The sequence below is a fragment of the Mesorhizobium sp. WSM4842 genome, assembly GCF_055901575.1.
Map to the genome: position 1 here is coordinate 5812158 of NZ_CM148372.1, position 25992 is coordinate 5838149.

The window sequence follows — 25992 nt, forward strand, 5'->3', positions numbered from 1 at the left end:
ACGATGAGCTTGAGCGCCTGATGTTCTCGAACGATTGCAACCGTCCTGCCAAAGCCTCTTGCGAAGGTGGGGCCTCTCGGAGTGGATGGATTTGGGTTGGTCGCTGAACCTCGGGACGATCGCCGGCACCACGGTGCGCGTTCACTTTACCTTCCTGCTTCTGCTCGTCTGGATTTGGCTGACGCACTATCAGATCGGCGGCACGCCAGCGGCCTGGGAAGGCGTAGCCTTCATCATTGCCGTCTTTGCCTGCGTGGTCCTGCATGAATTCGGCCACATCGCCGCCGCACGGTATTTCGACATCAGCACGCCGGATATTACGCTTTTCCCGATCGGCGGCGTCGCCAGGCTGGAACGCATGCCCGAAGAGCCGGGGCAGGAGTTCGTGATCGCGGTCGCGGGGCCGCTGGTCAATGTCGCGATCGCCGCGCTGATCTTCGCCTTGCTCGGCGGGTCGGCGGGTGTCGAACAGATGGCCGGGATCGAGGATCCGCGTATGAATTTTCTCGCCAGGCTTGCCGGGGTCAATGTCTTCCTGGTCCTTTTCAACATGATCCCGGCCTTCCCGATGGATGGCGGCCGTATCCTGCGCGCCGCCCTCGCCGCCCGCCTTTCCTGGTCGCGCGCGACCCAGATCGCCGCCACGATCGGGCAAGGATTGGCCTTCGTCTTCGGTTTCGTTGGGCTGTTCTACAACCCGCTGCTGATCTTCATCGGCATCTTCGTCTATCTCGCCGCGGCAGCAGAAGCGCAGAACGCACAGATCCGCGAGGTTGCCACAAGTGTCCTGGTCGGTGACGTGATGATCACCGAGTTCGCCCGGCTGGAACGGTCGGCGACGCTCGACGAGGCAATCGAGATGCTGCTCGCGACCACGCAGCACGATTTCCCTGTCATCGACTCCGCCAGCCGCCTTGAGGGATTGGTGACACGCAACGACATGATCCGGACATTGAAGGAAAAGGGGCCCGCTGAACCGGTCGCGAGCGCAATGCGGAACGATATCCCGAAAATACACTACCGCAAAAGTCTCGAGGAAAGCCTGAGGCTCATGCAGCAGGCAGATGTGCCAGCTATCGCCGTCGTGGACAATTCCGACCGGCTGGTCGGGCTCATGACACACGAAACCATAGGCGAGATGCTTATGGTCCGCTCGGCGGTTTCGGATGCCTTCCGATTTGGTCGTTTGCGTGGGAGCAAACCGCGACTCACACGGATCTGAGCAGGAGCTACCGCCGGATCGGGTGAGTGCGCTCTAGAGCGCGTCGCGTTCGACCGACCTCACGCGACGCGCTTTAGGTTGTTGTTTTATGCATGTCGTTATCGCAAAACCGCTGCACACTTTTTCGCGACATGCATTAAATCGTAGGGGGAGCGATAAGCAGAAATCGGCCGGAACGAGGTCGTTCCGGCCCATTTCTGTGTCTCAAGCGCCCGCGACATGAGGCAGAAGTTCAAGCGCACCGCGATAGATCATGTCGGCAGCCACGTAGAGGATGATCACCAGGCCGACATAGGCAATCCAACGGTGCTTCTGAAGCAGATTGGCAATGAGGTTTGCGGCAATGCCCATCAGCGCGACGGAGAGGACAAGGCCGAAGATCAGTACGTTTGGATGTTCGCGAGCAGCACCCGCTACCGCCAGAACATTGTCGAGCGACATCGAGACGTCGGCGATGATGATCTGCCAGGTTGCCTGCGCCAGGGTCTTGCGTGGAGCTTTGCCAGCTACGATGCCATCGTAGTCGACATCACTTTCCGAAAGCGCTTCGATCGCCTGTGTTTCCTGCGCATGGTTTTGCCGGAGTTCGCGCCACATCTTCCAGCACACCCACAACAGCAATATACCGCCAGCCAACAACAGGCCGACGATCTGCAGGAGTTGGGTTGTCGCGGCCGCAAAGCCGATGCGCAGAACGGCCGCCGCGATTATACCAATGACGATTGCGTTTCGGCGCTGCTCTTTGGGTAGTCCGGCCGCGGCAAGGCCGATAACGATGGCGTTGTCACCGGCCAGCACCAGGTCGATCATGATGACCTGCAAGAGAGCGGTCATTGCTTCAGGACTAAAAAATTCTGTCATACGGCACCCTTGCGTTCAGCTAGGGGTGACGCGGCTTGCGAGCATAACCGTAGAGCAACGCGGACACCGCGTATGACAAGAGAAATGCTGCTACACTGAAGAAATCTCAAAGCCAGGCCACCCGGATTGAATTCCAGTCCGACATCACAGTCCTGATGGACTGCCAGAGGGGCCCGGCCTGGTAGCACCTAGCTATTGCCGTAAGCGCAAAAACTCAAGGCTTAATTGTGATTCGGCACATGCGGCATCGAGCTCGGCAGTTTCGTTACGCCAAGTCGATTGAGCACGCGGCCATTGAACGGACCGGCAGCCGCAAGTACACTGATACGGTGGGCCTCGGTCCGTTTCTGGAGTACCCGATCTGCGGCCGTCGATGGCGATGAGGAAATCCGTCTTGGCTGTTCATCGGCGACCTATCGGCCAATATCTGTTCCCAATCGGCTCCTTGGGCCTGGCCGCGCTAATGCATTTCGGCGCCGCGTCGATGGAGCCTTCGCTGCTTTCGATCAAGATCCTTGCGTTGATCGTGGTCGCTATCTTCATCTTCGCGACCGTGTTTGTGGTTTTGCATCATGCCGAAGCCGTCGCACGGCGGCTCGGTGAACCTTATGGCACGCTGCTGTTGACATTTTCGGTGACGGCCATCGAAGCATCGGTCATCGTTTCGATGATGCTGCATGGCGAGAACAACCCGACGCTGGCACGCGAGTCCGTGTTTTCGACGGTCATGATCGTGTGCACTGGTGTGGTCGGGGTCTGCCTCACCCTGGGTGGGCTGAAGCATCGATATCAGGACATCAAACGACAGGGCACCAGCGCTTCCCTTGCCGTCATTATGGCGCTGACGGTTCTTACGCTGATCCTTCCAAACTACACTCTTGCAACAAGCCCCGGTGCGTTCTCCGCATCGCAACTCGCTTTCGTGAGCGTTCTTTCAATCCTCCTCTATGGAGCGTTCGTCTTTGCTCAGATGGTGCGCCATCGGGGCGATTTTATCGAGGATCTGACGTCCAGCGCCGAACATGAGGAGCATGTATCTGAGGGTGGGAGAGTGACCACCAATGTGCTCCTCTTATTTGTCGGACTGGCAGGGATCGTTCTTCTGACCGAGCAGGTGGCCGGCAGTATCGAGAATGGGCTCGCGTTTCTTCAAGTCACCCAGGCGGACGCAATCGTGGGCTTCTTCGTCGCTGCGCTTGTGCTTATGCCGGAGGCGGTATCGGCGGTTCGGGCAGCACTCAATAACGAACTTCAGCGAGGGCTGAATGTCGCCCTCGGCTCGGCCTGCGCCACAATCGGCCTGACAATCCCGGCGATCGGTGCGGCGAGCCTACTCACAGGACGAAGCCTGACTCTTGGTCTGGGCCCGGGGGATACCGTGCTTCTCATCCTCGCGCTTGCCATCAGCATCGTGAGCTTTGGGACGGGCCGAACAACGATGCTGACGGGGCTCGTTCATCTCGTCGTGTTTGTCGCCTATCTGTTCCTTATCTTCGTGCCCTAGGAAGATGTCGGTCGGCCATTGGGTCGATCCTTAGACAGACACCACAAGCCGGTCGAGAAAAGGCCGCTGGCCGACAAGTAGCTTTTCCCGGGCCATATCGAGGCCGAACCACCCTGCGCGATCGATCTCTGGAAACAATTGCATGCGGCCGCTGCGCGGCGGCCATTCCATCTCGAACATGTTGCTGCGCAGGCTGCCGGCGTCGAAATCGCCTTCGACGCCGAACGCCGTAATGAGCTTGCCGCCGCGCTGGCGCAGTTCTCCCAGCGGAAGCAGTGCTGCCTTGAGCTCCCAGCCGGTTTCCTCCACGAATTCGCGACGCGCCGCAGCTTCCGGCTGTTCGTCATCACCATACTCGCCCTTTGCAATCGACCATGCGCCAAGATCGCGGTTTTGCCAGAACGGCCCGCCCGGATGGACAAGCAACACCTGCAGTTCGTTGGTCGATCTGCGGTAAGGCAGAATGCCCGCACTTCTTTTCGCCATCGCCTCAAGCCTCCTGAATCCAGCCTATCATCGCAGGTAGGCTGAACGGGATGTTCCGTTTGTCGATAGACTGCCCTGCCCTATGTCGATGCGACTGGCTACACCCCATCAATACGACACGAAACGATCTAGCACCCCGCTTTTCAAAGACGATCTCGATATCGTCTGGGGCTGCGGCCCCGTCCCGTCTCATCGGGCCGATTGGGTCCAACAGGCATCGGGGCGCCAATAGCCCCAGACGTGATCCTCAGAAAATCACAGTAGCGAGTGCAAACTCATTCGATCTGGAGTGGCCAGCGATCCGCGAACAAATGCCGCAACAACGACGAAGCAGTTGCTGGCTTGGTGCAGCAGACGCTGTGCCAACGCCAAGCACTAAATGGCCCTGATCAGCCGGAGCAGAGAAAGCATCTCGAGAAAGTCCCCTTGCGAAAGGCGACCCAGGTCGGCTCTTCCACACCGTGGAATCGGCGTTTGCAGGCCGCCCTGGCCCTGCGGATTGAACCGGGTGCGATTGGCCTAAGGCGATTCATTGGCGCGCTGCAAAGCACGCCGCCAAAGTGGCTTTTCGACAACCGCTCGGTTCGATTTCGACCAGGCACGCGCGGTCTGTTCACAGATCTGCACGAACCGCGCGTTGCCGGCGACCTCGACGAAACGTCTGATATAGTCGGTCCCGATCGGTTGGCTTAGCTGCCGGCTCGCCGAGCGCGAAGAGACGCCTCTGTCTGATCGGCATTACCCAGGAATTCGTCGCGTTCGGCTATCCACAGATCCGCATAGTCGACATTCTGCCACTCGGCAAACCACGGACCGCCGCTTGTATAGTGGACCGCCTTGGGTGTGCCAAGCGCCGGCTTTTCGTTCCAACCTTCAAGCCAGTTCCACTCTACTGGCAGCGAGCCCAGGTCCTCATCGGCGACCCACTGCATTCGATGGAGGTAGGCACCACTTTCACGGTTCACGACCTCTGGCGTAAGTGATTTAACCGAAGGGTGCGCGCAATTGAACAGCATCAGCGAGGACCAGTTTTTTCGTGGGTAGGATGTCTGGACCACGCCATCCATCTTCGTGGTGGCCTTCGGCGTATAGTCATGCTGGACGCAATAAACCGCCTTGTTCGACTTCGTGTATTCCAGCAAACCTGCGACGTCACCGAGCCACAGGAAGTCGCAATCGCAGAACAAAGCCCAACCCGTGTAGTCGGCGAGAAAAGGCGTGAGAAACCGCGTATAGGTGAACTCTGTTGACGCGAGCGGATCTTTTTCCCTCCAATACAGCTCACGGGCACGCAGTTCGTCCTGTTTGATGGGAATGACGGAGACAGGCACTGAAGCGTTTTTAAGCAAAGAGTGCCGCGCTACGTCGTAGGCGATTGGCTCACGGCTGTCCCATCCAACGAATACCCTAAACGCATCAGTCATATTCAGTACCTTGGCTCCTGATTTCAAAACGGTCATACCCTAGCTGTCTGGCAACAACTCGGCAACAATGGTGCAGAAATTAGCCGGGGCGATTTCTGAATCTCACGGTTTTGCCTTTCACCTCGGTCCGGCTTTTTTCGGCGGATTTCGTCTCGTTGCCCAATGCGACAAGCGCCCACTTCTGATAGGTGTAGCTGGCCGAATAAGCAGCGACCATCGCACCGGTCGAACCATCCAGAAACCCCAGCTTGAAAACATAGCTGTTCATATAGGCCCAGGCCGAGCGGAAGACCGCCTTGCTTATCGAGCTTTTTCTGCCCTCGGCAAGCAACCGCGCCGCGGACGCTTCTGCGTATCGGCCGATCTTGTCATGCGCGTCTGCCAGGTCGGCGATGGAGTCATGCTCCATAGAGTGGGACAATCGCGTGACCTTGCCATTCACCACAACTTTCTCGTGCACCGTGTCGTTGCTGAAGCGCCCGGACTGTCGACGAAAAAGCCTGAGCACCAGATCGGGCGACCAGCCGCCATGGCGGACAATGTGCCCACAAAAGCGGGATCTTCTTGGTATTTCGAAGCCGTCATAGCCTTTTGGGTTGGCGATAGCGGCTCTGATTTCTGCAGCCAGCGGTGGCTCGACCCATTCGTCGGCATCAAGCGAAAGGACCCAATCCCCTGTCGCCGCGGCGAGGGCACGGTTTTTTTGCGCGCCGAAACCGGGCCAATCGAGGGTGATCAGGACCTTGGCCCCGAGTCCACTGGCGATGTCCCTGGTTTGATCGGTGCTGTTATTGTCGAGAACGACGATTTCGTCGGCAAAATGTACCGAGCGAAGGCAACGTGCAATGCACGCTTCCTCGTTGCGGCTGATTATGATGACTGAGAGCGCCGGCACGGTCAGACGGTTCCGGCATCAAAACTGCTACTGTTGTTCAAATGAAACTGCCCCCCGGCCTGTTGGCACTCCGAGTGATACTAATGGATTCAAAAAAAATGTCGAAAAATTATTTCAGGTCGAGACTTTCGTAGAGCGCTATCATTCTCCTGATCATGACGTTGAAATCGTAGTGTTCGGCCGCCGCTCTGACCCTGGCCGCAGTCTCAGGCCGTGACGACAGCCGCAGCGCGCGGGCAAGCCCGGCGGCGAGGTCGTTTACGCTGGCTGCGTCGCAAACAAGCGTCGGCTCGAACCGATCGACAAGCTCGCGCGCCCCACACCCGGTGCTTACCACGGCGGGCAGGCCGCTGGCCATAGCTTCGATCACCACTGTGCCGAATGGATCATAAATGGAAGGCAGCACGGCAATGTCGGCCGCGCCGTACCATGGCAACGTGTCTTTCTGCGGCCCCAGCATCCTGAGCCTCGCGCCAAGACCAAGTCTGTCGCCGGCCTGCTTGAAGGCATTGGCGCGCGAATCGTGGCCAATGACCCACACCTCCGGCTCACCGTCCAGCGTGGCGACAGCCTTCATCAATGGAAGAAGTCCTTTTCGCGCAAAACCCGAGCCGACGAAGAGAACGACCGACCTTTTATCGTCAACATCGAGCTGCGCGCGGACCGCGGCCCGATGCTGTTGTCGCAACTCCAGGTTGAAGCGGTCCAGGTCAACCCCGTTGGGAACATGGTGCACACGTTCCGCCGGATAGTCGTAGTGACGGACAATGTCCTCAGCCACCATTTTCGAAATGGCAATCACAGCTTTAAGCCGTGGGCTGGCATAGGTGGTGCGTTCAAGACGCAGCGTCTGGCGATGAAAGGGACTCAGCGCCATCGCTGCCCTGCCAAGCCGCGTCTCGAAACGCCGCCGCTCGGCAAGATAGGCGGCATGAACGCCTTCCCCGGCCCGGAAGACGTCGCAGCACGGAAGGCGATCGTTGCTCTGCACCAGGGCCGGCGGCATTTCGGCGATCTTGCGGCAGGCGGATCGAGCAAAGGACGTCGCCCGCAGGTAGCGGGGAAAGCGGCGGCCGGCGCACTGGATGAACTCTATGCCTTCGTGTCGCGGCCAGTCGCCTGACAGCACGGCCACCGGTCGTTGACGCGCGGCGAACGCCGCCATGATGTTTTCCAGCATGATCTCGCCTCCGCCAAAGGGCGCGTAGCGCTGGCGTACAAACACAATAGGCGTCTTCGGTTCAGCTTGAACCCGTTGATCATGCTGTGACAAAGCCATGCGATCTCGATACGCCCTTTTGCATTCCGGAACTGGCGAATTTGATGAGTCGCGCAGATGAGCGCGACTTTGACCAGTTTGGCTATCCGCGCGCGCTGCTGGAGTGAAGACTATTCATTTCTAGGAAGATACACCGTAACTTTCCATGATCTTTTGGCAGTATAAAATTTCTTCTTCGGTAAGGTAATCCTTATACCCGCCAACCAGGCCTCGTCTAACTTTAAAGCTATCGGAATCGGTTGTGTCTGCTGTTCTTAAGCGATGCCCATAGCGCTCGTCGTATTGCCCCGAGGACTCTTTGCTTTTCATGGAGTCAAATCGACCGGCGTCAATTGCCTTCGTAATTTTCTCCTCGTCTGGTTCTACTTTCAACCATTTTGCGATTCGTCTAAGCTCGGAGACGGCATCGCTGTGGAGCGTTTCGTAGCGTGTGATCAACACATCATCCCTTTCGCTTATTGCCGCCAGCCACATTGCATTGAAGCGGAGGGTCCTCTCGATGCCAAACCGTGGGTCTCGTACAAAGCTTGACAAATCGCCTTGGAATAAGTCGCGCCATGCTTCGCGTTTGGTGACGTGAAAATATCCGGAAATCGTTGTGTCGATCGGATTGCGATGCAAAAAAAGCAAGGGCCGTTTTCCCAAAAAAGCTTCGGCCGGGCGGAAGGATCTGCTGTGGAACGCGCTGCCGCCGTGGCTATAATCTAGGCAGACATCGAGCTGATCAAGCATGACTCTTAACCACGTCCGCCCTGACTTTGGGTAGGAAATGGAAAGGCCCAAATTACTGGAGTTTTCTTGTGCCTTCGGCCTGAGCCACCGCAGTAATTTCATGATCACCTCGCAAACACCCTATCAGTTGCCGGCTGCTAAGGACCCGGCTTCCGGGCCTTATGACATGACGGGTGATCTCGATCAAACTTAGCCAATGAGCAACCACATGTTTTGTCGCGCCTCGTCCCTAAGCGCTTTCCAATCGTGGCGGCGGGTGCGCGTCAACTGTAAATCTTTGTTGTGAATTCTGATGAGGTCCCGCAACACTGGATCGAACGACAATCCCAGGAATGTACAGATCTCTCGACGGCTTTGGGTCGTCACCAGATCCTCGTAGCGGTAGATCAGGAAGTCGTACCAACGCGAGGCGAAGGCAGATTGGGTCGATTGTCCACTGTTGCTTGCGGTTTTCCCAGAGGTGAGGCATTTAGAAATCAACAGGAAGCAGCGGATGAACACCAGCCCCCCCCAACTGTCATATGAGATTCCCGTCCCGAAATCGAAGCAGGCTCATGGATTGAGGAGAATCGAACGCCAGTTGAGGCCCAAACTGCGGTCTCTCCGGTGGCGGGTTGTCGAGCAGGTGTTGAGCTGGTGCAATCCCGAGGCGCTGGCTTTTTACCGCAGGGCCATGGAAACCGCATATCTGCCGGACGACCTGATCGACGTAGTCCCGCAACTCAAGATCCTGTACCTGGCTACGCCAAAGGCGGCGAGCAGCCGCATTCGCAGCAACCTTGCAGCCATGATCGGCAACGACACCGTGTCGGGGTGGCGCAGCGACCAGAACTGGAAGGTGCACAACCGAAAGGCGTCGAACCTGCAGGCGCCTCGCCATGGCGTCGTGCAGTTCTATCGCATGGCCACAAGTCCCGAAGCCTTGCGATTTACCTTCGTTCGCAATCCCTATACAAGGCTGTTGTCGTGCTGGGCCGACCAATATCGCGACCGTCCCCTAGTGCCTGGTTATGGCAGGGTGGAGGTCTATCTAGCCCACCGCGAAAGGGCTGATCCGGCGCTGCCTGTCGGTGCTGACAAGAGCCTGTCCTTTGCAGATTTCGTCGCCTTTGCCTGCACGACTTCCACATGGCGCATCGACAAGCATTGGCAGAGACAAAGCGACATCATCGACCTTCCAGGCGTTGCGCTCGACCTCATCGGCAAGACCGAGACTTTTGCAAAGGATTTCGAACGGGTTCTCGATCATGTCGGTGCGAGCGACGAGGTGCGACGCGCGGCGATGCCACCTCTGCACACCTCCTCGCGCCGCAGGCTTGCCGACTATTTCACGCCAGAACTGGCGGACACCATCTATCGTGCGTATGAGCGCGACTTCGATCAGTTTGGCTATGCGCGCGCGCTTCCAGAGTAAAGCGGTCGCGCGGCGGTCTTAAATGTATCCGAAGGCCTGCATCAGGGGTTTCCCACGCCCCTCGGTAAGCTCCACCAATTCCTGCTGACCCAGTTCGGTCTTCCAGCGGCCGCGGCCGTCATAAATTGGCTGGTTCACCTGCAGGTTGCGCAACGCGGCATGTTGGGGTTGCGCGTCAAGTGTGAACCATCGTTGCGGGCTCCGATGATAGTCGAGCAAACTCTGGTCGAACGACAATCCCAGGAAGGTGCAGATCTTTTCGATGGTCGCTTCCGGGTCATCGACAAGATCTTCGTAGCGGTAAATCAGGACGTCCGTGCTGCCGCGCTCGGCAAGCACCATTGTGTTGTCCGAAATCCAGCGATCCAGGCTCTCGGTCGCATCGCCAAGCCGCCTGGTCAGCGAAGCAACGGTATCGCGCCCATCGCGTACCGGCATCACGAACTTCGAGCCCGGCACCAGGCGTCGTATCCGGTCGACACGCCTGATATGACGCGGTGTCTTTTCAAGCAGCACCGACTTGCCCGCCCCAATGGCCGCCCGTTTCAGCTTCGAGTAGCGATACAGCGCAAGTGGAGCCCATTTGAAAAACACGTTGGTTTCTTCGAATGGCAAAAAGACATCGGCATGCGAAGCAAGAATCGTCGCTATCAGCGTGGTGCCGCTATGTCCGCATCCGCAGACAAAGCCTTTGCATCGGATCAATTCACACCTGCCCTGTCGTCGACATAAGATATGCCATGCCGCTGGAAGGCTTCATCGAGCCGCCTCCAGTAATCGAGCCGCGCAAGCACATTGTCACAAAAGGCTACATCATCCGCGCTGAGGTAGTCCAAATAACCGCCGACCTTACCTTTTCGAACCTTGAAACTTTCCGGGTCGTCAGGATTGCGCGGTTGCAATCTCCCCCCATAGCGCGCACCCAGTTCTCCTGAGATTTCAGATTGCTGCATGCGTTTGAACGATCTGCTGACGGCAACATCGGCAAGCTGGGACTCCTCAAAAGGTTTCTCCAAAAATTTCCCGATGCTGCGCAATGCGTCGTTTGTATCCCGCTGCACATCTTCATAGCGCAGAAGCGCAATCTTTCGCATGTGACTTGCGGCTGCGAACCACTGCAGGTTGAAAAGGGCAATCTTCTCGACACCGTGTTGGGGGCTTCTTATACAATCGCCGATCGGGCCTGCTTCCAGCCCATGGCGTTTGTTGACCTGAAAATATCCAGACACCGCAGTGTCGCGGGGGTCTCGCGTCAGGAACAGAAGCCGCTGCCGTTTGTAGCGAGATTTGTCGGGGCTGATCTGCGCAATGTCACGCAGATCCTTGTGGTCGGAACCGTCGTGCGTATAAGCCGCATCGACGCCCAGATCGTCAAGCATGACTCGCAGCCAGGTCCGCCCGGATTTGGGAAACGAGACGACAAGCAGGGGCGGCTTTCTTGCAAAAAAGTTGGAAAACAAACTCAACTTGCGGACTCCGATTGCGGGCACTTTGATCGAGCAGATCAGCGATTGTAAATATCGATTAAGGCATTGGCGATCCGTTGCGAAGCCGGCACCTTTGGATCAATCGACAGATTGGCATTGAGGAAGTCCCGGCTTTGCTCAAAATAAATCGGCCTTGACCTGACCGCAGCGCGGATATCCTCGACAAGGTCATGCTCCGACAATGTTGGTTTGAAAGCGCCCATAGGCCTGTCGAACTCGACCATGGGCGAAACCAGCGGAAACAGCACCACCGGAATGCCGCAGGCGATTGCTTCGTAAACAGTGGTGCTTGGGCGCGTTACGAGCGCCAGAGCGTCCGGGAGCAACTGTGCGAAATCCAGGGTCGATTTGTTCGGCATATCGACTTTTGCGAACATCGTGGGGTGGACGCTAACGACATAGGCAAGGCCGAGTTTCGCGCATGCGGCTGTCACGGCTTCAATCGCTTGGCGATCTGCGGGCTCTTCGATATCCCCCTTGAAGTTGACCAGCACAAAAAGCCCTTCATCGTGCCTGGCGCCTGCGCTTCCGACGGCACGCTCAATGACCGGGGAGCCGACAACGTATGTCGGCTGTCGTCTTTGCTGCAGCGCCGCTGGTCCCATCGACAGGATGTAGTCGGCTCTCACAAATCGATGCGGCTGCAGCAGTCGCGCACCTCCGATCAGGCCGACCACACGGACCATGCCGAAGTTGATGGAGTCGATGAATCGCCTAAAGAATTGCGGCGCATAGTCATTTCCAGTCACCAGAATGTCGCCGGGTCTGATCATCCGCTCGAGCTCGGCAAAGCCGATATGCGATATTCCCCGGGCGTTGAGTTCAGGTTGCGCTACGCCGCCGCGTTTCAATCCATCGAGATGCGCGAACACGCAGCGGATGCCGCGGTCACCCAGAATTTCTGCCGCGTCAGCCAGCAGCCGAACATTGTTGCGGTTGTGTGGGACGAAGTAGACAGTCCTCGTCGCTGCCCTGCCGCGAGCGTAGATACGCCCGCGCTTGAACAGATTTCCTGGATGCACAAGCCGGTACGCCGCGAGGAGCCGCTGCACAAAGCCTTCGCTGACAGGAGAAGCCGCCTTGGTTCTCGACCTACCCAAAGATATGCATCGCCTCTATCCGTGAAATTCAGAACGGCCGCCCGCCGGGTAGTTTACAATGCTCTCGCCGTCAAGAAAGACGCTTGACTACTTCGCCGGTTGTGACCTGCCTGGCACACTTGCGATGGCTTGCGTGATGGATTCAACCAGCGCTGATGAGTGAGCCCATGTGGTTTTGTGCGTCTTCCATCACCGCGGCCCAGGGCCTTTCCCGTTTCGAGACCAGCACTGCGGAAGGATAGTAGGGTGTGCGATCGCCCTCGACCGGCCAGGAACGTTTGAACCCATCGCCAAGAATGAAGACCGACGGGATGCCGAGCGCGCCGGCCAGATGCGCCCCGGTATTGCTGATGGTTACCACAGCGTCCATCGCGGCAACCTGCGCCGCGAAAAGATCCATATCGACAAGTTGGTCGATTGATCCGTCATGGAGAATACGCGCGGGCTCGCCATCGGTCAGGATCTTCAGGTCGGACGCGACCTGGCCATATTGCAGCGAAACGAACCGGAGGTCCGGACGGCTGATAAGCCCGCGCCATGCCGTAAGTGGCGGCAGGTCCTTGCCAGGATTGGAGCTGCCCCATGCGACGCCGACCAGCGGCCGGCCATCCTTCCGATAGCGGGCGCGAAGTTCAGCGACCCGCGCCGGATCCGGCTTCAGGGGAACGAAATGCTCCCGGATCGTGGTCTCATCTGTCTCGAACATGGCCGTCAGATGCTGAACGCCCGCAAAGGCCTGGGCCTCGCCATAGGCGGCCTTGTTCCCTGGACCGACAGCTCGCACATCGGCAGCGGGAAATGTCCGCTGAAAGAGCGGAACCAACCGGTGCTCGACCAGGACGATCAAACGAGCGGCCCGGGCGAGCGCGCGGCCGACGGAACTCGCGTGATGGATCGCGGTGGCCAGACCCTGCTTTTCGGTCTCCATCAGATCGACGAGCAGGACCTGGTTCGAGATATCCTGGCCGAGCCATTCGCCGTTGACGCCGCCCTCAACGATGTGGCGCCGGGCGATCTTGAGCTCGGCCGCCGGGCCGTAGGCGCCCATACGCATCAGCGCCTTGCTAAGCTCGTCGAGCAGGCGAACCTCGCCCCGCGACTTCGCAATCGACCCCAGAGCCAGGGCTTTCGGCAGTGCGGCCGACCAATCGCGCGCCTCGATGCTTCGCCGATAATCCGCCATCTGATCGGCAATGTCGCCATCACGCCAGCGCAGGAAAAGCTGCCGCCGGTGGCGACGGAACCAGACCTTGTACTTATAGCCTGCAAGCGCGACACCGCGGCGGAACCGGCGAAGGAGTTGGCTACCGGCCATCACCAGCTCCACCGATGATTTGCGTAACCCGTCCACCTGCTTCCTGCATTGCGGACGCCCATGCCTGGCCGCCCTTTCGAACCAGTCGAACGCTTGGATATGTGGCTACGGTCTCGCCGAAGGCAGGCCACGACAGCCGAAACCCATCGTCGAGCATGATGACAGTCGGAACGCCAAGCGCTCCCGCCAGATTGGCGCCGGTGTTGCTGATCGTCACCACCGCATCGAGCGCCGCGATTTGCGCGGCAAAGCGGTCCATATCCGACAACTGGTCGACGGAAGCGTCATGGATGATGCGTCCCGGCGCCCAGCGTTCGAATTCGGCGAGCGCTGGCCCGACATCGCCATACTGCATACTGATGATGCGTCCCGGCAGATCGCCGAGCAGCGCCCGCCAATCGTCCAGAGCCGGCAGGTCCTTGGCCTTGTTCAGGCTTCCCCAGGCGAAGCCGATCAGAGGACCCGGGCCACGAGCGAGATAGGTGCTGCGTAGCTCGGCGACCAGTCGGCGGTCCGGCTCCAACGGGAGGAAGGGCGCGCGTGCTGTCGGCTCATCCGGCCAGAAGTGCTTCGCCAGTGTCTCGAAGCAGGCGAAGACGTCGGCGTCCGTCGCCGCCACCTCCCCTTCTCCTTCTAGCCTGACATCGAGCCCAGGATATGTTCTGCTATAAAGTGGCGCGAGTCGCGGCTCGACGAAGACGGTGCATCGGTCGGCAGCTGCGACCACCGGCCCAAGCAGCGACGCGAACTGGAAGAAGATTGCAAGATCGCCTTCGCGCCGCTCGACGGCAAGCCTGCGACCCGCAAGATCACTGCCATCCCATTCGGGCCGGCCGGGCACTTGCTTGCTCGACGCGATCAACTGCCAGGCACGATTCCCAGCGCCAAGACGTCTCAGTCCACGCCCGGCTTTTTTGACAAGCCCGGGATCGCCAAGCTGCTCACCGAGCAGGCCGAGTGCCAGCGCATGTTCCCGGGCCGCCTGCCAGTCACGCCGCTCGACACTCTGCGCCATCTGGCTCATATGCCGTTCGACGCTTTCGTCAGTATGGCGCGAGGGACGCCTGAAAAACTTCTTCGCCCGATCGAGAACCTTCTGCAGCCGCTTGCCGTCAACACCTTGCGGGCGCAGGTCGGCGGCTTTTGCCTTTTCAAGGATGGATCGTCTGCTCGGCACAGCGACCCTCAACTATCGCTAGACGGCGTCGAACGCACCGTCAGGATTGACGAGAGCCGCCGGCCGACGTCGTCGAGCACCACCGGCCACGGGCGTCCTTCCTTGCGAATGACGAGCCCCTTCGGATACCAGGGCGTTCGATCGCCAATCACTGGCCACGCTGTCTGGAAATTGTCGTCGATCAGGAAAATGGTCGGCACGCCGAGTGCTCCGGACAGATGGGCCGCCGTATTGCTGATCGTTACGACGGCATCGAGCGCGGCGATCTGCGCGGCGAAACGGTCCATATCAAGCATCTGGTCGACACTGTCGTCATAGATAAGGCGCGCGTCATTGCCGTTGCGCAGGCGCCGCAGCGCCGGCTTGATCTGTCCGTACTGGAGGGAAACGAACGTCGCGTGTGTCCGGGCGATGAACCGTGCCCATTCGGGGAAATCAGGCACGTCCTTGGTGTGTGATTTGCTGCCCCAGGACAGACCCACCAATGGCAGATCCGTCATCGAGCGATAGCGCTTGCGGAATGTCTGGACGAGTTCAGGATCTGCCCGCAGCGGCACGAAATCGGCGGCAAGTCTTTCGGCATCGCGGCCGAAAACCCAGGCGAGATTTTCGAAGGTCGCAAATTTGTCGCCAACGACATTCTGCTGCGCTGGAACCACGGTCGCATTCGGGAACGTCCGCTGCACAAGCGATACGAGGCGCGGCTCGACCCGAATTGTCGCGCTTTGCGCACATGCAGCGGCGGCGCCGGCCAGTCGCGCATGGCGGATAACCCGGCCAAGACTGCGAGGATCATCCTCTACAAGATCGATCAGCAGTGTATCCGCACCGAGGTCTTCTCCGGTCCACTCATTGGCACCTTTCCCTTTTCGTTGCCGGTGAGCGGAAAGCCGAAGCTCGGCCGCCCGCGCGAACTTGCCCAGCCGTTCGAACGCCTGGCCTGCCTTCTGCATCAGCTCCGGGTCACGGGCACGATCGGCCATGATGGCCATTTCATTGGTCCTTGCTTCAAGCCCTGTCCAGTCCCGGCGCGCGATCAGCGCGTCGACCTTGGCCTGCTGCTCGAGAACGGAACGAGGTTTGGAGCCGGTAAACAGCCTGCGCACGGCCTTTGTGTATCGGCGCAACTGCAGGCCCAATCCCCCAATCACGTACCGGATATAGGAACCGTGGTAAAAACTGGTCATCGGCCTTCAGCGCGATACGCTCTGCCGCAGCGTTTTGCCGCCTTCGACGATCGGAGCGGACGCTTCCAGATGGAAGATCGAGCGATAGATTTCGCTGCGCTCGGCAAGCTCGTCGTGAGTTCCGGACTCCGCGAGCATGCCAGCGTCAAATACCAGAATACGATCGGCCGCCTTGATGGTTGAAAGCCTGTGCGCAATGCAGATCACCGTGCGCTGAAATGCATCGTCGAACGCAGCCTCCATGACCGCCCGTTCGTTTTCGCCGTCGAGCGCGGATGTTGCTTCATCGTAGACAATCACCGGAGCATTTTTGAGCAGGGCGCGCGCGATGGCAACGCGTTGTTTCTGCCCGCCCGACAGATTGGTACCGCTCGGCCCGACGAGCGTGTCGAGCCCGTTTTCCAGGTTAGAGGCAAAGCTGGTGACCCGGGCGAGGTCCGCCGCGGACTCGATCTCCCGATCGCTGGCGTTCGGGCGTCCGTCACGAATGTTGTCACGGATCGAGCCTTCGAACAGGAAGACGTCCTGTGACACCAGTGCGATATTGTCGCGAACGTCGGCCAGGCTGATCTTCGAAATATCCTTTCCGTCGAGAAGAATCCTGCCCCTGTCCGGCTCCATCAGGCGCAGGATCAGATTGACGATGGTTGTCTTGCCGGCGCCGGAGCGGCCGACGATCGCCAGCTTCTCACGAGGTCGCACCTCGAAGGAAACACCGTGCAGCGCCGGGCTGTTGCCGCCATAGGTGAAGCCGACATCTTCAAAACGGATGCTGCCCTCGACATCGGTGAGATGCTCGCCCGCGGTTGCGAGTTGTCGCTGTTCGGGGGTATCGATCAAATCATACATCTGCTCGACGGCCACCATTTGCTTCTGGATGTCGACATTGACCCGAGCGAGCCGCTTGACGGGCTCATAGGCAAGCATAAAGGCGGTTATGAAGCCCATGAATTCGCCCGGCGTCTTGCCGTTGCCGAGGGTCTGCCAACTGGCATACATAACGAAAAGGCCGATGATGAAACCGCCGCCGGTCTCCATCAATGGACTCATCAACGCCGATGTCCGGTTGATCTGGATGCCGCGCCTTTCCATCTTGCCGACGGCCTTGGCGAAGCTGGCGGCTGCCTTGTCTTCGAGTTGGAAGGACTTGATCGTGCGGATGCCTTCGACGGCTTCCGTGCCGATCGACTGGACCAGTGCAGCCAACTCCGTCTCACCCCTTGCCAGCGCCTTGAGCTTCCTGGTTATGGCGCCCACCGATAGGAACAGCAGCGGTAGAACCGTCACGGATATCAGCGACATCACCGGATCCTGCTTGACCATGACGCTTGCCAGGGCAATCAGCTTGAGCACATCGGAGACAGAGCTGCTCGTGAGGGTGAGAATAACGGCGGCCCCGGCGCGCGCGTTGAACATGATCTTGGAGACGAATTTCGCCGGATGCTGGTTGGCGAACCGGCCGATGTCGAAACGCACCATTCGGGAAAACTGCCGATTTTGAAGGTCCGAAACGATAGCCCGGCGAATCTTCCCCGTCGTAATAGTCTGGCAGTAGTCAGCGATCCCTTTGATCAGGAAAATGCCGATAATCACAAGGCTGATACCCCATGCGGCGGCAGCGTTCCGATCCACATAAATGGTATTGACCATGACACTCATGATCCAAGCCGTTGCGCCGGTCGCCGCCGCAGCGGCGATCGAACACAGCAAACCTGTCACATACAGCGTCTTATGCGGTGGCAGGTTTTCGACGATCAGGCGCTTGACCGGCGGATACGTCAGGGCCGCTGAAATTCGTTTCTTTGCACTCATTCCGTTTCCCGATGCGATGTATCGTTTTTGTGACGACCCTCGCTCCTGCCGATCCATGAAATTCTCTCGACGCTGTCACACATGCGCCAAACTGGTACCTGACGTCTGACTTCGTTCGAAGTTATAGTCAATCTTGAATCCTCCTGATTGCGGCTGGCGACGAAGCGGACTAAATGTCGGGCATTGCTGTCGGCGGCCGGCTATGAAGATCATGGAGCTGTTGTGACATTACCAGAGCGAGTTCGACGAAAGTACCTTCGGCTCCGCCACCAACTTGGATACATTAAACCTATCCGTTTGATGGCATCGAACAAATCAACCACGAAGTATGACGACTTTGTCAGTTCGGGCGCCATTACAATCCGCAAAACCTCAATATTCACTTCTGACGACATATTCTTCACGATGGGGAGTTGCTTCGCGCAGGAAATTCGACGTGCATTGACAAGCAGGCAGATCGCATGCGTTCCGTCTTATAAAAATATCAGCTTCGACCCGGCACAGGCCATTGTAGATGAGCTGCCTCGGCAGGAGCATATGAACTTCTACAACACCTTCACGGTTCGGCTTCAGATCGAGCAAATGCTCGGGTTGTAGGATCAGGCCCATGACGAATGGTGGCAGGTCAAGAAACGTGCTCCTTGGGGCCCAATCTGCTTTCAGGACCCGTACCGCCGCGGCATCTTCGCCAAATCTCCGCAAGTTCTCAGAGAGGTGATCGAGAGCATGAACCGAGAGATGCGGGTTGGCTTCGATGCAGCCACGGCATTCATATTCACTTTCGGAATGACTGAGGTCTTCATCAACAAGGCCAGTGGCAAAATAGCAGCACAGAAACCGCTCTATCGTGGCGGAGGCGGGATGCAGAAAACGACGCTTCACGTCAGCAGCTTTCAGGAAAACTACGCCAACGTGATGGCCACCGTGGACATGGTCCGTCAACACAAACCCGATGCACCGATAATTCTTACAGTCTCACCGGTTGCGTTGGCTCGGACGTTCAGGACGCGGATATCGTCACCGCGAGCACTGAAGGCAAATCCGTTCTTCGGGCTGTGCTTGGTCAAGTCTGCCGGGAACGGGACAATGTCCATTACCTTCCCTCGTTCGAGTTTGTCACCTATGGAGGCCTTGCTCGTAGCTATAGAGAGGACTTACGGCACGTAAAGATATCGGTCGTCGACGAGATCGTTGAACAGTTCTTCAATGCATACTTTGCTCCGTCGTCGCCGTAGCCGCAGCCATTCAGCGCTAGCTTGCCTTTACGACAATCGCCTGCCCCGTTGGGAGTTCGATGATGCCTTCAGGGCGGCTTTCGAAGAATTGATCAAAGGCCTATCGGGCTCCAGGACAGAGCGCAGAGCCGTAGTCGTCACAAATGATCATGCCATTCGCGCACACCCGATCGTAGAAGAAGGCAAGCGCGTCACGTGTCGGCTCGTATAGATCGACGTCAATATGGACCAGGGCGAAACGCCGGTCGGATACGATGGAAAAAGTGTCTGGTATCCATCCCACATGAAAAGTGGTGTTGCTGAAGTCGGAAACATTCTCTCTGGCTACCTTCTCGTCGGTGCTGAGATTGCCGGACTTCCATGGCGTTCGGCCGTTTAGCTTGCGATCCTCTGCGGTTGGTTCGGAGAGGCCAGCGAACGAGTCGAAAAGGTGGTAGTGCCGTGGCCGAAGATCGCTCATCAGCATGAATATCGTCGACCGGCCTTGCCTTACGCCGCATTCGGCCACATCGCCATCGATACGCTCGATCGATCGCAAGCAGCTTTGCAGGACGAAAGCCCGGGGATCAGGAATCCCGCGGATGTTTTTGACCCGCTGCAGCGCCTTTCGGAAAAACGGCTGGTCCTTCCAGACCATATGACTGGAATAAACATAGAAGCCGTATTTGTCGGCCTTCTTCTGAGAGACCTTATACCAAGCCACGCCTCTGCGTTTTTTCGAAATAACAGCAAGCGCCGCGTCTCTCAATTTCATCGGTACCAGCATTTTCGGTATGTTCATAAAAACGGGCGGAATCGAAAGCTCTGCCGGCATCAGACGCGGAATGAAGTCGAGTTCCGGCTGAAGGACATGGGCTTCTCGAGCGCCGCAAGAAAGCACTTTCCGGTGCCCGTAATAAGGCAACGTCGAGGTTGGAACTCGCATGGGGTGCGACTCAAGATCACAGGTCACGTGCCTGGGCCTAATCAGGAAATAGTCGATCCCTGCCGGGCTGTCGGAGTTAACTCACTGCCAGGCTCGCGCCGCGCGCGCAGTTGATGGCACCGGCGTCTCATTATCACATGTTTGCATGCAGCCGGATCAACGCCCTGCGGCAGGTGCGCGTCGAAAAGCAGAGGCTCGTCATCGCGCTTGCGGCGGCGAGAGGTTCAGTCGACCGCACCGACCAGGACGTCGCGGTATTCAAGTATCGCGACCCAGCGCCCGGTATCTGTTGACGATTGCCTTTTTAGAAATCTATATCCAGTTTTCGACCAAAGCTTTACCTCGTCGTTGAGGTTGTCGAGCACATAGTCGCCTTTGTCGGTCTTGACCGTCAGCACTGCGTGCCCCTCGCCGTCCTCCTTTTTGACGACGGTGATCAGGAGGTTCGAGAGCGATATGCCCTCCAAATTGAGCATCCGGCGCTTAAGCAGGACGTAGTCCTCGCAGTCGCCGATCGCGCTGTCAGGATAGGACCAAAATTCCATTGTGCCGTGAACGGCAAAATCGCTCACGGGCTTGATCGATCTGTTCACGAGTTTGGTGACGGACGCGAGCTTGTTTTCCATGCCTCTGCTCAAAAGGACTGGAGGGACCCTGCCCGTTCGTATCCTGCATTCTGAGGCATGCCTTCGGCAGAATTCAACGTGGCCGACCGGGATGGAACTCCGCTGCCCGGTGGCCATGGCACCAGACACCGCATCGGCCGAAGCTTTCTCCATCGGCGTCGCGGACATCATCAAGCCCAACAGTAGGCCGGCACACAGCCATGCCCGCGGTATAACCAATCCCATTCGCCCCGCCCAAGGTAACGACCCGAAACAAAATTTAATATCGCGTTACCATCTTTTCACGGGCACATCAACGCATCCGACACACAATTTACAGCTACGGTCGCGAACCATCACCAACGACTGAATGCTGGACGCCGCGCGGTCAGCGCCAGGGAATTTCCATGGCCACTGGAAGACCCTCGCGTGTTCTCGCATGACCGCATCGGCGCACCTGCGCTTATCGACGAGCCCAATCATGGGGGATTGTGCGCCTGTACGTCACCGAGGTTCTTCAGCAGCGCCGCTTACGGGACCAGATGACGACGCCGACACGTGTTTGGCTGCCCAAACGTGGGCACACGGCCGAGAAAAAGTTGTAGCCAAATTTGTCGAAGCGACCGAAGGCCAAGAGCTACGGCGCTCTCGCGTAGATTTCGCATACATTCGGATACATTTCGATGGCACCCGGGCAAACCTCTGCGACAGGCGTAGCGTAAGTTCCAATCGTGAGCAGGAAGGCTCGTCATGGTGACGAGACAGAAGGCCGACAGCGGTTTCGCAAGCAGGAGTCGATAGCGCGCAAGGCGCCGATTGGCCGGTCTGCTCATTCGAAGAAAGGAAAATACGATGAACAAGCTTGTAACGGCTATCGCCCTCCTTGCCATGTCGACGGGAGTCTCGCTCGCTGCCAATCAAAACCCGGATCGCGACCCGACCCGCGGATTCGTTACTGGCGTCGACAACAGCGGAATGACCTTAGACACCAGTCACACGGCTTCCTTGCCTCCACCCGTGGTAGCCCCGAACGAAGGACAGCCACAGCCCGGCAAGGTTCTTAGGGGTCGTGCACCATGGGCGGGCCGTTAATATACGGAGAACTTGCCTTCCCATGCAAAACTGTCCAATCACCCGCAATGCAACGAGGGTGGTTGGACAGGGGCGCAAGAAAATCCTGCCGCCATGCTCCAGTCCTGAATGAGACATATCCGACGGGTCAAAGCTCCCACGGAGAGAACGACTTGAGACCAGTCGTGCCGAAGACACCCAAATTCCGCGTCGCCAAGCGGCCGCTATTCACCCTTGAGATTGCAGCAATCATGCCGTCGGGCGCCGACATCCCGCGGCCCTGCCGCACGGCAGTATCCATGATTTCCCCATAGGTCATCGCGGCTTCCTCAGTCAGCCCGAAGATCCGATCGGCGAACCGGCGACGCCAATCCCGACAGTCCCTGCTCCAAACGCTCGGCACGCTGATCGGGTCGAATTTTCTGGATGCCGAAGGCGATCTCGGCGATGGTCACGGCTGGAAGCGCAAGTTCAGAGTCATGGCGGACCAACCATGCGATCACGGCAGGATCGGGCGACTTCATCAGCGTCTCGGAAATGACGTTGGTATCAAGGAAGATCAAAGCTCAGGTCCAGGATGAACCTGCCGATTACCCCGGATCACTGCTTCAAGGTCGATTTCGGCACCATAAGCGCTAGCAATACGAGTGTAGAACGTCAATGCCGGCTCACGACCTGCTTGCCGCACCTCACAGGGTTCCAGTGCGCGCTCAACCACGTCGGCGATCGAGCGGTTCTCGCGTCGAGCAAGCCGATGGGCAAGATCGCGCGCCTTGGCGCTGCGTACGGAAAGCTGAGGTTCGGCTATAATGGAAACTCCTTTTTGCCGTGGATATAAGCCATCCGCACTGCCAGCAAGATGGCAGATGATGGCTTGCCATCCAACAGCTCCGTGATCGTCGGCCAGCGAAGATCGCGCATGAAGCGACCCCGGCAATAGCGCAGGATGTATAGACAACCGGCCGCAACTGGTGTTCGTTTCCCGCATGCAATTTTCGAAAAATACAGGAGCCGTGACAGGATGGACGCCGCTCCCTTGTTCGACCTGACGGGAAAAAAAGCGCTGGTGACCGGCGCCAGCCGCGGCATCGGCCAGGCCATGGCGGAGGCGCTCTCCGCGGCTGGTGCGGACGTCGCGGTGACCGCCCGCGACGAAACATCCCTTCGTGAAACGGCGGAGCGAATTAGCGCTAACGGGCGAAGGTCGCTTTGCCGGTCTCTCGACGTGCTCGACACCGATCGTATCCGCGTGGTGGTCGATGAGGTGGCGGATGCCTTTGGCGGGCTCGACATCCTGGTCAACAACGCCGGCTATGAGCAAGTCCAGCCCTCGCTCGACGTCGACGAAGCAGTGTGGGACCGCATCGTATCGACCAATCTGAAGGGCGCCTTCTTCTGTGCGCAGGCCGCGGCGCGGCGGATGGCTGCCGGCAACAGCGGTGGCGCGATCATCAATCTTTGCTCGCTGACCTCCTATGTCGGCATTCCGACCGCGGTGCCTTACGGTTCATCCAAGTCTGGGCTCCTGGGCATGACGCGCGCGCTCGCCGCGGAATGGGCATCGCTCGGCATCCGCGTCAACGCCATCGCTCCGGGGTATTTCCATACGGCGATGACGGATGCTTTTTATCAGGATCCCGACTGGCAGACGGCGATGCTGGCCAAGATCCCGCAGCGGCGCTTCGGCACGATGCAGGATCTGGCCGGAGCCGTCGTGTTCCTGGCGAGCGGGGCATCCGCCTATGTCACCGGGCATTGCCTCCCAGTCGACGGCGGTTATCTCGCATCAATCTGAGCGACTGAGGTGTGGTGCAACAAGAACCGTGTAGACCCGACGGCTTGTATATGGTTGTATATACCACCTCGCAACGCCGGACGTTCTTGCATGCGACCGGCGACAAACAAGGGGAACCGCAATGCAGGAGCCTTTCCGGGCCGTAGCTTCACCCGAAGCGGAAGGCGGCAGGGAAATCGCAGTCACGGTCCGCAACGTCGGGATGGACTTCGATGGGGTTCATGCCGTCAAGAATGCATCCTTCGATCTGCCGAAGGGCCGGTTCCTCACCATTCTCGGGCCTTCTGGGTCCGGCAAGACAACCCTCCTGCGCATGATCGCCGGGTTCCAGACCCCGAGCAGCGGCGAGATCTTCATCAACGGCGAAGCGGTGAGCGCGGTGCCCCCGCACAAGCGGTCGATCGGCATGGTCTTTCAGAGGCTTGCGTTGTTTCCACATATGACGGCGGCCGAGAATGTCGCCTTCCCGCTGAAGATGCGTCGGCGCGATGCACGCACCATTCCCGAACGCGTCGAGCGATATCTCGCGCTGGTCCGGCTCGAGGGGTATGGCGGCAGGCGCATTCACGAACTTTCCGGCGGGCAGCAGCAGCGCGTCGCGATTGCGCGCGCGCTGGTGTTCGAGCCCGACCTGCTACTTCTCGACGAGCCGCTCGCTGCGCTCGACCGAAAGCTGCGCGAGGAAATGCAGCTCGAATTCCGCCGCATCCAGCGCGAACTCGGCGTCACCACGATCAACGTTACCCATGACCAGCGCGAGGCGCTGGTGGTTTCCGACGATATCGTCGTCATGGATCAGGGCGAGATCCAGCAGAAGGCGCGGCCGATCCACACCTACCGCCAGCCCCGCAACGCCTTCGTCGCCAATTTCATCGGCGTCACCAACTTCATTGCCGGCACGGTACGGGCCGTCTCGGAAGCAGGCGACGTCTCCATCCTTCGAGGTGATCTGATGCTTGCCGGAAAGATCGGCGATCCGGTCAATCCACCTGCGGAGGGCGACAAGGCATCGGGAGCGATCCGCGCCGAACAGATCCGCCTCGCCGGCGATGCTTCGCAGCTGTCGAAGCTCGATTGTATGCTGGCCGGGACTGTCACCGACACCATCTTCGAAGGCGAGCGCATGGTCTACGAGGTAGCCTGCGCCGCGATTGGCGACGAGGTCATTCGCGTTTTTGACCATGATCCCGCCGCGCACACGCAGTTCGACATAGGCGAAAGCGTGTTCCTGGGGTGGAATACCAGGGACATGCTCGTTTTTCGATAGAACCGGAAACCGGTCAAACCCAGAGGAGAATGCAGATGAAGCGCTTTAAGCCGACATTATCCCATCTTTCCCGCAGAACCTTCCTTCAGGCCACCGCCGCGCTCGGCGGCGCCTCGGCGCTCGGCCTGCGCGGCGCCTATGCGCAGGAGCCGGAAAAGCCGGCGGAGATCATCGTGCGCGCCTGGGGCGGCAGTTGGGTGGATAGTTTGAAGGCCGGCGTGTCCGACAGCTTCACCAAAATGACGGGGATTGCTGTCCGTCACGACCTGACCGAAGACAATGAGATCCAGCCCAAGGTCTGGGCGGCCGTAGCGCAGAACCGGGTCCCGCCGATCCACATCAACTGGGACACCACCACCAATGCTACGAAATCGGCACTGCGCGGCGTGACGGAAGACCTCTCCGACCTGCCGAACCTCGCCAATGTGACGGACCTTGCCAAGCCGGCCGGCCTGGAAGGCTTCCCGATCGTCAACACCTACGGCTATGTCTATGTGCTTGCCTATCGGCCTGCGGCATTCCCGGACGGACCGCCGAAGTCGTGGAAAGACCTGCTCGACCCGAAGTTCAAGGGGCGGCTTGCCTTCTACAATGACGGCATCGGCTTCCATTTCCCAGCCCAGGTCGCCGGTGGCGGCAAGCTGGAGGACATACCCGGCAACATGCAGCCGGCTTGGGATTTCATTACCAAGATGAAGGCGCAGCAACCGCTGCTGGGCGAAGATCCCGACTTCACCACCTGGTTCCAGAACGGCGAGATCGACGCCGCCTGCACCATCTCGACCAACGCCCGAGAGGCCCGCAAGAACGGCGTGAAAATCGAATGGGTCGTGCCGGAGGAGGGTGCGAAATTCGACACGGACGGTTTGTGGATTCCCAAGGGCCTGCCGGAAAACGAACTCTACTGGGCCAAGCAGTACATCAACCATGCGCTGACCAAGGAAGCCCAGCAGGTCTGGCTGGACGGCCTCGGCTTGCCGGGCGTGGTGCCGGGCCTCACACCGCCGAAGGATCTGGTGGGCGATCCGTCCTATCCGACCACCGAAGCGGATTTCCAGCGCCTCATCCGCATCTCCTCGAAGGTCCAGGTCGAGAACGAGAGCGAGTGGTTTTCCAAGTTCAAGGCGATCATGCAGGGCTGACGCCGGGTCGGCCGGTGCTGCGCTGGCGGCACCGGCTCCTTCACGACGTCGGATACG

Annotated in this window: 26 protein-coding genes and 2 pseudogenes; 10 read left to right on the forward strand and 18 right to left on the reverse strand. The window is 58.8% G+C overall.

Annotated elements, in window-relative coordinates:
- The first annotated feature begins 85 nt into the window (after nucleotides 1-85).
- On the forward strand, nucleotides 86-1222 hold the full coding sequence (locus tag AC0NIE_RS28280) for a site-2 protease family protein (RefSeq protein ID WP_473484843.1): 1137 nt from the start codon (nucleotides 86-88) through the stop codon (nucleotides 1220-1222).
- A 204-nt stretch (nucleotides 1223-1426) separates the two neighbouring features.
- On the opposite strand, the gene AC0NIE_RS28285 is transcribed toward AC0NIE_RS28280, so the two are convergent.
- Nucleotides 1427-2083: a TerC family protein gene (locus tag AC0NIE_RS28285; RefSeq protein ID WP_473484841.1), complete on the reverse strand. Its 657-nt coding sequence runs from the start codon at nucleotides 2081-2083 to the stop codon at nucleotides 1427-1429.
- 394 nt (nucleotides 2084-2477) lie between these two features.
- Between AC0NIE_RS28285 and AC0NIE_RS28290 the strand changes: the two genes are divergently transcribed.
- Entirely contained in the window at nucleotides 2478-3587 is a 1110-nt protein-coding gene (locus tag AC0NIE_RS28290; RefSeq protein WP_473484839.1) for a calcium:cation antiporter, read from the forward strand.
- Nucleotides 3588-3617: 30 nt separating this feature from the next.
- Here the strand turns inward: AC0NIE_RS28290 and AC0NIE_RS28295 are convergent, their stop codons facing one another.
- Entirely contained in the window at nucleotides 3618-4073 is a 456-nt protein-coding gene (locus tag AC0NIE_RS28295) for an NUDIX hydrolase (protein ID WP_473484838.1), read from the reverse strand.
- A gap of 342 nt (nucleotides 4074-4415) precedes the next feature.
- Here AC0NIE_RS28295 and AC0NIE_RS28300 point away from each other — a divergent pair, with 342 nt between their 5' ends.
- Nucleotides 4416-4766, forward strand: a complete 351-nt coding sequence (locus AC0NIE_RS28300; protein ID WP_473484836.1) for a hypothetical protein — start codon at nucleotides 4416-4418, stop codon at nucleotides 4764-4766.
- Here the strand turns inward: AC0NIE_RS28300 and AC0NIE_RS28305 are convergent.
- The 5 genes from AC0NIE_RS28305 to AC0NIE_RS28325 all read right to left on the reverse strand — a co-directional run bounded on the left by AC0NIE_RS28305 (nucleotide 4763) and on the right by AC0NIE_RS28325 (nucleotide 8904).
- The gene (locus tag AC0NIE_RS28305; protein WP_425350318.1) at nucleotides 4763-5533 is read right to left on the reverse strand and encodes a glycosyltransferase; all 771 of its coding nucleotides are present in this window, start codon (nucleotides 5531-5533) and stop codon (nucleotides 4763-4765) included. The genes AC0NIE_RS28300 and AC0NIE_RS28305 overlap by 4 nt on opposite strands.
- A 43-nt stretch (nucleotides 5534-5576) precedes the next feature.
- Nucleotides 5577-6392 carry a glycosyltransferase family 2 protein gene (locus tag AC0NIE_RS28310; protein ID WP_473484834.1) on the reverse strand — a complete coding sequence of 272 codons (816 nt, stop codon included), beginning with the start codon at nucleotides 6390-6392 and terminating at the stop codon, nucleotides 5577-5579.
- Nucleotides 6393-6501: 109 nt separating this feature from the next.
- Complete coding sequence (locus AC0NIE_RS28315) at nucleotides 6502-7671, reverse strand: glycosyltransferase family 4 protein (RefSeq protein WP_473484832.1); 1170 nt, start codon at nucleotides 7669-7671, stop codon at nucleotides 6502-6504.
- 120 nt (nucleotides 7672-7791) lie between these two features.
- A complete protein-coding gene (locus tag AC0NIE_RS28320) occupies nucleotides 7792-8403 on the reverse strand; it encodes a sulfotransferase domain-containing protein (RefSeq protein ID WP_473484830.1) in 612 nt (203 codons plus the stop codon).
- 189 nt (nucleotides 8404-8592) lie between these two features.
- Nucleotides 8593-8904: a hypothetical protein gene (locus AC0NIE_RS28325; protein ID WP_473484828.1), complete on the reverse strand. Its 312-nt coding sequence runs from the start codon at nucleotides 8902-8904 to the stop codon at nucleotides 8593-8595.
- 79 nt (nucleotides 8905-8983) lie between these two features.
- Between AC0NIE_RS28325 and AC0NIE_RS28330 the strand changes: the two genes are divergently transcribed.
- Nucleotides 8984-9817 (forward strand): sulfotransferase family 2 domain-containing protein, encoded by an 834-nt coding sequence (locus AC0NIE_RS28330; protein WP_473484826.1) that lies wholly within the window; start codon nucleotides 8984-8986, stop codon nucleotides 9815-9817.
- A gap of 18 nt (nucleotides 9818-9835) precedes the next feature.
- Here the strand turns inward: AC0NIE_RS28330 and AC0NIE_RS28335 are convergent, their stop codons facing one another.
- From AC0NIE_RS28335 to AC0NIE_RS28365, 7 genes are all read right to left on the reverse strand, one after another.
- Entirely contained in the window at nucleotides 9836-10411 is a 576-nt protein-coding gene (locus AC0NIE_RS28335) for a sulfotransferase family protein (RefSeq protein WP_473484824.1), read from the reverse strand.
- A 107-nt stretch (nucleotides 10412-10518) separates the two neighbouring features.
- A complete protein-coding gene (locus tag AC0NIE_RS28340) occupies nucleotides 10519-11283 on the reverse strand; it encodes a sulfotransferase domain-containing protein (RefSeq protein ID WP_473484822.1) in 765 nt (254 codons plus the stop codon).
- A 38-nt stretch (nucleotides 11284-11321) separates the two neighbouring features.
- The gene (locus tag AC0NIE_RS28345; RefSeq protein ID WP_473484820.1) at nucleotides 11322-12356 is read right to left on the reverse strand and encodes a hypothetical protein; all 1035 of its coding nucleotides are present in this window, start codon (nucleotides 12354-12356) and stop codon (nucleotides 11322-11324) included.
- A 190-nt stretch (nucleotides 12357-12546) separates the two neighbouring features.
- Complete coding sequence (locus tag AC0NIE_RS28350; protein ID WP_473484818.1) at nucleotides 12547-13719, reverse strand: glycosyltransferase family 9 protein; 1173 nt, start codon at nucleotides 13717-13719, stop codon at nucleotides 12547-12549.
- The gene (locus tag AC0NIE_RS28355; protein ID WP_473484816.1) at nucleotides 13709-14896 is read right to left on the reverse strand and encodes a glycosyltransferase family 9 protein; all 1188 of its coding nucleotides are present in this window, start codon (nucleotides 14894-14896) and stop codon (nucleotides 13709-13711) included. Before AC0NIE_RS28355 ends, AC0NIE_RS28350 begins: the two co-directional genes overlap by 11 nt.
- 8 nt (nucleotides 14897-14904) lie before the next feature.
- Nucleotides 14905-16083: a glycosyltransferase family 9 protein gene (locus AC0NIE_RS28360; protein WP_473484814.1), complete on the reverse strand. Its 1179-nt coding sequence runs from the start codon at nucleotides 16081-16083 to the stop codon at nucleotides 14905-14907.
- Between the two features lie 6 nt (nucleotides 16084-16089).
- Complete coding sequence (locus tag AC0NIE_RS28365) at nucleotides 16090-17895, reverse strand: ABC transporter ATP-binding protein (protein ID WP_473484812.1); 1806 nt, start codon at nucleotides 17893-17895, stop codon at nucleotides 16090-16092.
- A gap of 147 nt (nucleotides 17896-18042) precedes the next feature.
- Between AC0NIE_RS28365 and AC0NIE_RS28370 the strand changes: the two genes are divergently transcribed.
- The 3 genes and pseudogenes from AC0NIE_RS28370 to AC0NIE_RS28380 all read left to right on the forward strand — a co-directional run bounded on the left by AC0NIE_RS28370 (nucleotide 18043) and on the right by AC0NIE_RS28380 (nucleotide 19130).
- Nucleotides 18043-18492, forward strand: a complete 450-nt coding sequence (locus AC0NIE_RS28370; protein ID WP_473484810.1) for a hypothetical protein — start codon at nucleotides 18043-18045, stop codon at nucleotides 18490-18492.
- 141 nt (nucleotides 18493-18633) lie between these two features.
- A pseudogene (locus tag AC0NIE_RS28375) lies at nucleotides 18634-18822 on the forward strand (GSCFA domain-containing protein); the annotation flags it as partial.
- Nucleotides 18823-18908: 86 nt separating this feature from the next.
- Nucleotides 18909-19130 carry a GSCFA domain-containing protein gene (locus AC0NIE_RS28380; RefSeq protein WP_473485137.1) on the forward strand — a complete coding sequence of 74 codons (222 nt, stop codon included), beginning with the start codon at nucleotides 18909-18911 and terminating at the stop codon, nucleotides 19128-19130.
- A gap of 100 nt (nucleotides 19131-19230) precedes the next feature.
- On the opposite strand, the gene AC0NIE_RS28385 is transcribed toward AC0NIE_RS28380, so the two are convergent.
- The 4 genes and pseudogenes from AC0NIE_RS28385 to AC0NIE_RS28400 all read right to left on the reverse strand — a co-directional run bounded on the left by AC0NIE_RS28385 (nucleotide 19231) and on the right by AC0NIE_RS28400 (nucleotide 22539).
- A complete protein-coding gene (locus tag AC0NIE_RS28385) occupies nucleotides 19231-20055 on the reverse strand; it encodes a TylF/MycF/NovP-related O-methyltransferase (RefSeq protein ID WP_473484808.1) in 825 nt (274 codons plus the stop codon).
- Between the two features lie 224 nt (nucleotides 20056-20279).
- Nucleotides 20280-20906, reverse strand: a complete 627-nt coding sequence (locus tag AC0NIE_RS28390; RefSeq protein ID WP_473526377.1) for a transglutaminase-like cysteine peptidase — start codon at nucleotides 20904-20906, stop codon at nucleotides 20280-20282.
- Nucleotides 20907-21879: 973 nt separating this feature from the next.
- Nucleotides 21880-22294: pseudogene (locus tag AC0NIE_RS28395) on the reverse strand (PIN domain-containing protein).
- Nucleotides 22291-22539 carry a plasmid stabilization protein gene (locus tag AC0NIE_RS28400; protein WP_473485135.1) on the reverse strand — a complete coding sequence of 83 codons (249 nt, stop codon included), beginning with the start codon at nucleotides 22537-22539 and terminating at the stop codon, nucleotides 22291-22293. The pseudogene AC0NIE_RS28395 and the gene AC0NIE_RS28400 overlap by 4 nt, the downstream one beginning before the upstream one ends.
- Nucleotides 22540-22752: 213 nt before the next feature.
- Between AC0NIE_RS28400 and AC0NIE_RS28405 the strand changes: the two genes are divergently transcribed.
- From AC0NIE_RS28405 to AC0NIE_RS28415, 3 genes are all read left to right on the forward strand, one after another.
- Nucleotides 22753-23526, forward strand: coding sequence for an SDR family NAD(P)-dependent oxidoreductase (locus AC0NIE_RS28405; RefSeq protein ID WP_473484806.1), 774 nt, complete (start codon nucleotides 22753-22755; stop codon nucleotides 23524-23526).
- A gap of 121 nt (nucleotides 23527-23647) precedes the next feature.
- On the forward strand, nucleotides 23648-24793 hold the full coding sequence (locus tag AC0NIE_RS28410) for an ABC transporter ATP-binding protein (RefSeq protein ID WP_473484804.1): 1146 nt from the start codon (nucleotides 23648-23650) through the stop codon (nucleotides 24791-24793).
- Between the two features lie 35 nt (nucleotides 24794-24828).
- The gene (locus AC0NIE_RS28415; RefSeq protein WP_473484802.1) at nucleotides 24829-25935 is read left to right on the forward strand and encodes an ABC transporter substrate-binding protein; all 1107 of its coding nucleotides are present in this window, start codon (nucleotides 24829-24831) and stop codon (nucleotides 25933-25935) included.
- Nucleotides 25936-25992: the final 57 nt, after the last annotated feature.

What these genes read in the sequence shown, in the direction of transcription:
- AC0NIE_RS28280 (WP_473484843.1), top strand. Translation starts at nt 86, where the DNA reads ATGGATTTGGGTTGGTCGCTGAACCTCGGGACGATCGCCGGCACCACG.
- AC0NIE_RS28285 (WP_473484841.1), bottom strand. Translation starts at nt 2,083, where the DNA reads ATGACAGAATTTTTTAGTCCTGAAGCAATGACCGCTCTCTTGCAGGTC.
- AC0NIE_RS28295 (WP_473484838.1), bottom strand. Translation starts at nt 4,073, where the DNA reads ATGGCGAAAAGAAGTGCGGGCATTCTGCCTTACCGCAGATCGACCAAC.
- AC0NIE_RS28305 (WP_425350318.1), bottom strand. Translation starts at nt 5,533, where the DNA reads ATGACCGTTTTGAAATCAGGAGCCAAGGTACTGAATATGACTGATGCG.
- AC0NIE_RS28315 (WP_473484832.1), bottom strand. Translation starts at nt 7,671, where the DNA reads ATGGCTTTGTCACAGCATGATCAACGGGTTCAAGCTGAACCGAAGACG.
- AC0NIE_RS28320 (WP_473484830.1), bottom strand. Translation starts at nt 8,403, where the DNA reads ATGCTTGATCAGCTCGATGTCTGCCTAGATTATAGCCACGGCGGCAGC.
- AC0NIE_RS28350 (WP_473484818.1), bottom strand. Translation starts at nt 13,719, where the DNA reads ATGGCCGGTAGCCAACTCCTTCGCCGGTTCCGCCGCGGTGTCGCGCTT.
- AC0NIE_RS28360 (WP_473484814.1), bottom strand. Translation starts at nt 16,083, where the DNA reads ATGACCAGTTTTTACCACGGTTCCTATATCCGGTACGTGATTGGGGGA.
- AC0NIE_RS28365 (WP_473484812.1), bottom strand. Translation starts at nt 17,895, where the DNA reads ATGAGTGCAAAGAAACGAATTTCAGCGGCCCTGACGTATCCGCCGGTC.
- AC0NIE_RS28385 (WP_473484808.1), bottom strand. Translation starts at nt 20,055, where the DNA reads ATGCGAGTTCCAACCTCGACGTTGCCTTATTACGGGCACCGGAAAGTG.
- AC0NIE_RS28390 (WP_473526377.1), bottom strand. Translation starts at nt 20,906, where the DNA reads ATGGGATTGGTTATACCGCGGGCATGGCTGTGTGCCGGCCTACTGTTG.
- AC0NIE_RS28405 (WP_473484806.1), top strand. Translation starts at nt 22,753, where the DNA reads ATGGACGCCGCTCCCTTGTTCGACCTGACGGGAAAAAAAGCGCTGGTG.
- AC0NIE_RS28410 (WP_473484804.1), top strand. Translation starts at nt 23,648, where the DNA reads ATGCAGGAGCCTTTCCGGGCCGTAGCTTCACCCGAAGCGGAAGGCGGC.
- AC0NIE_RS28415 (WP_473484802.1), top strand. Translation starts at nt 24,829, where the DNA reads ATGAAGCGCTTTAAGCCGACATTATCCCATCTTTCCCGCAGAACCTTC.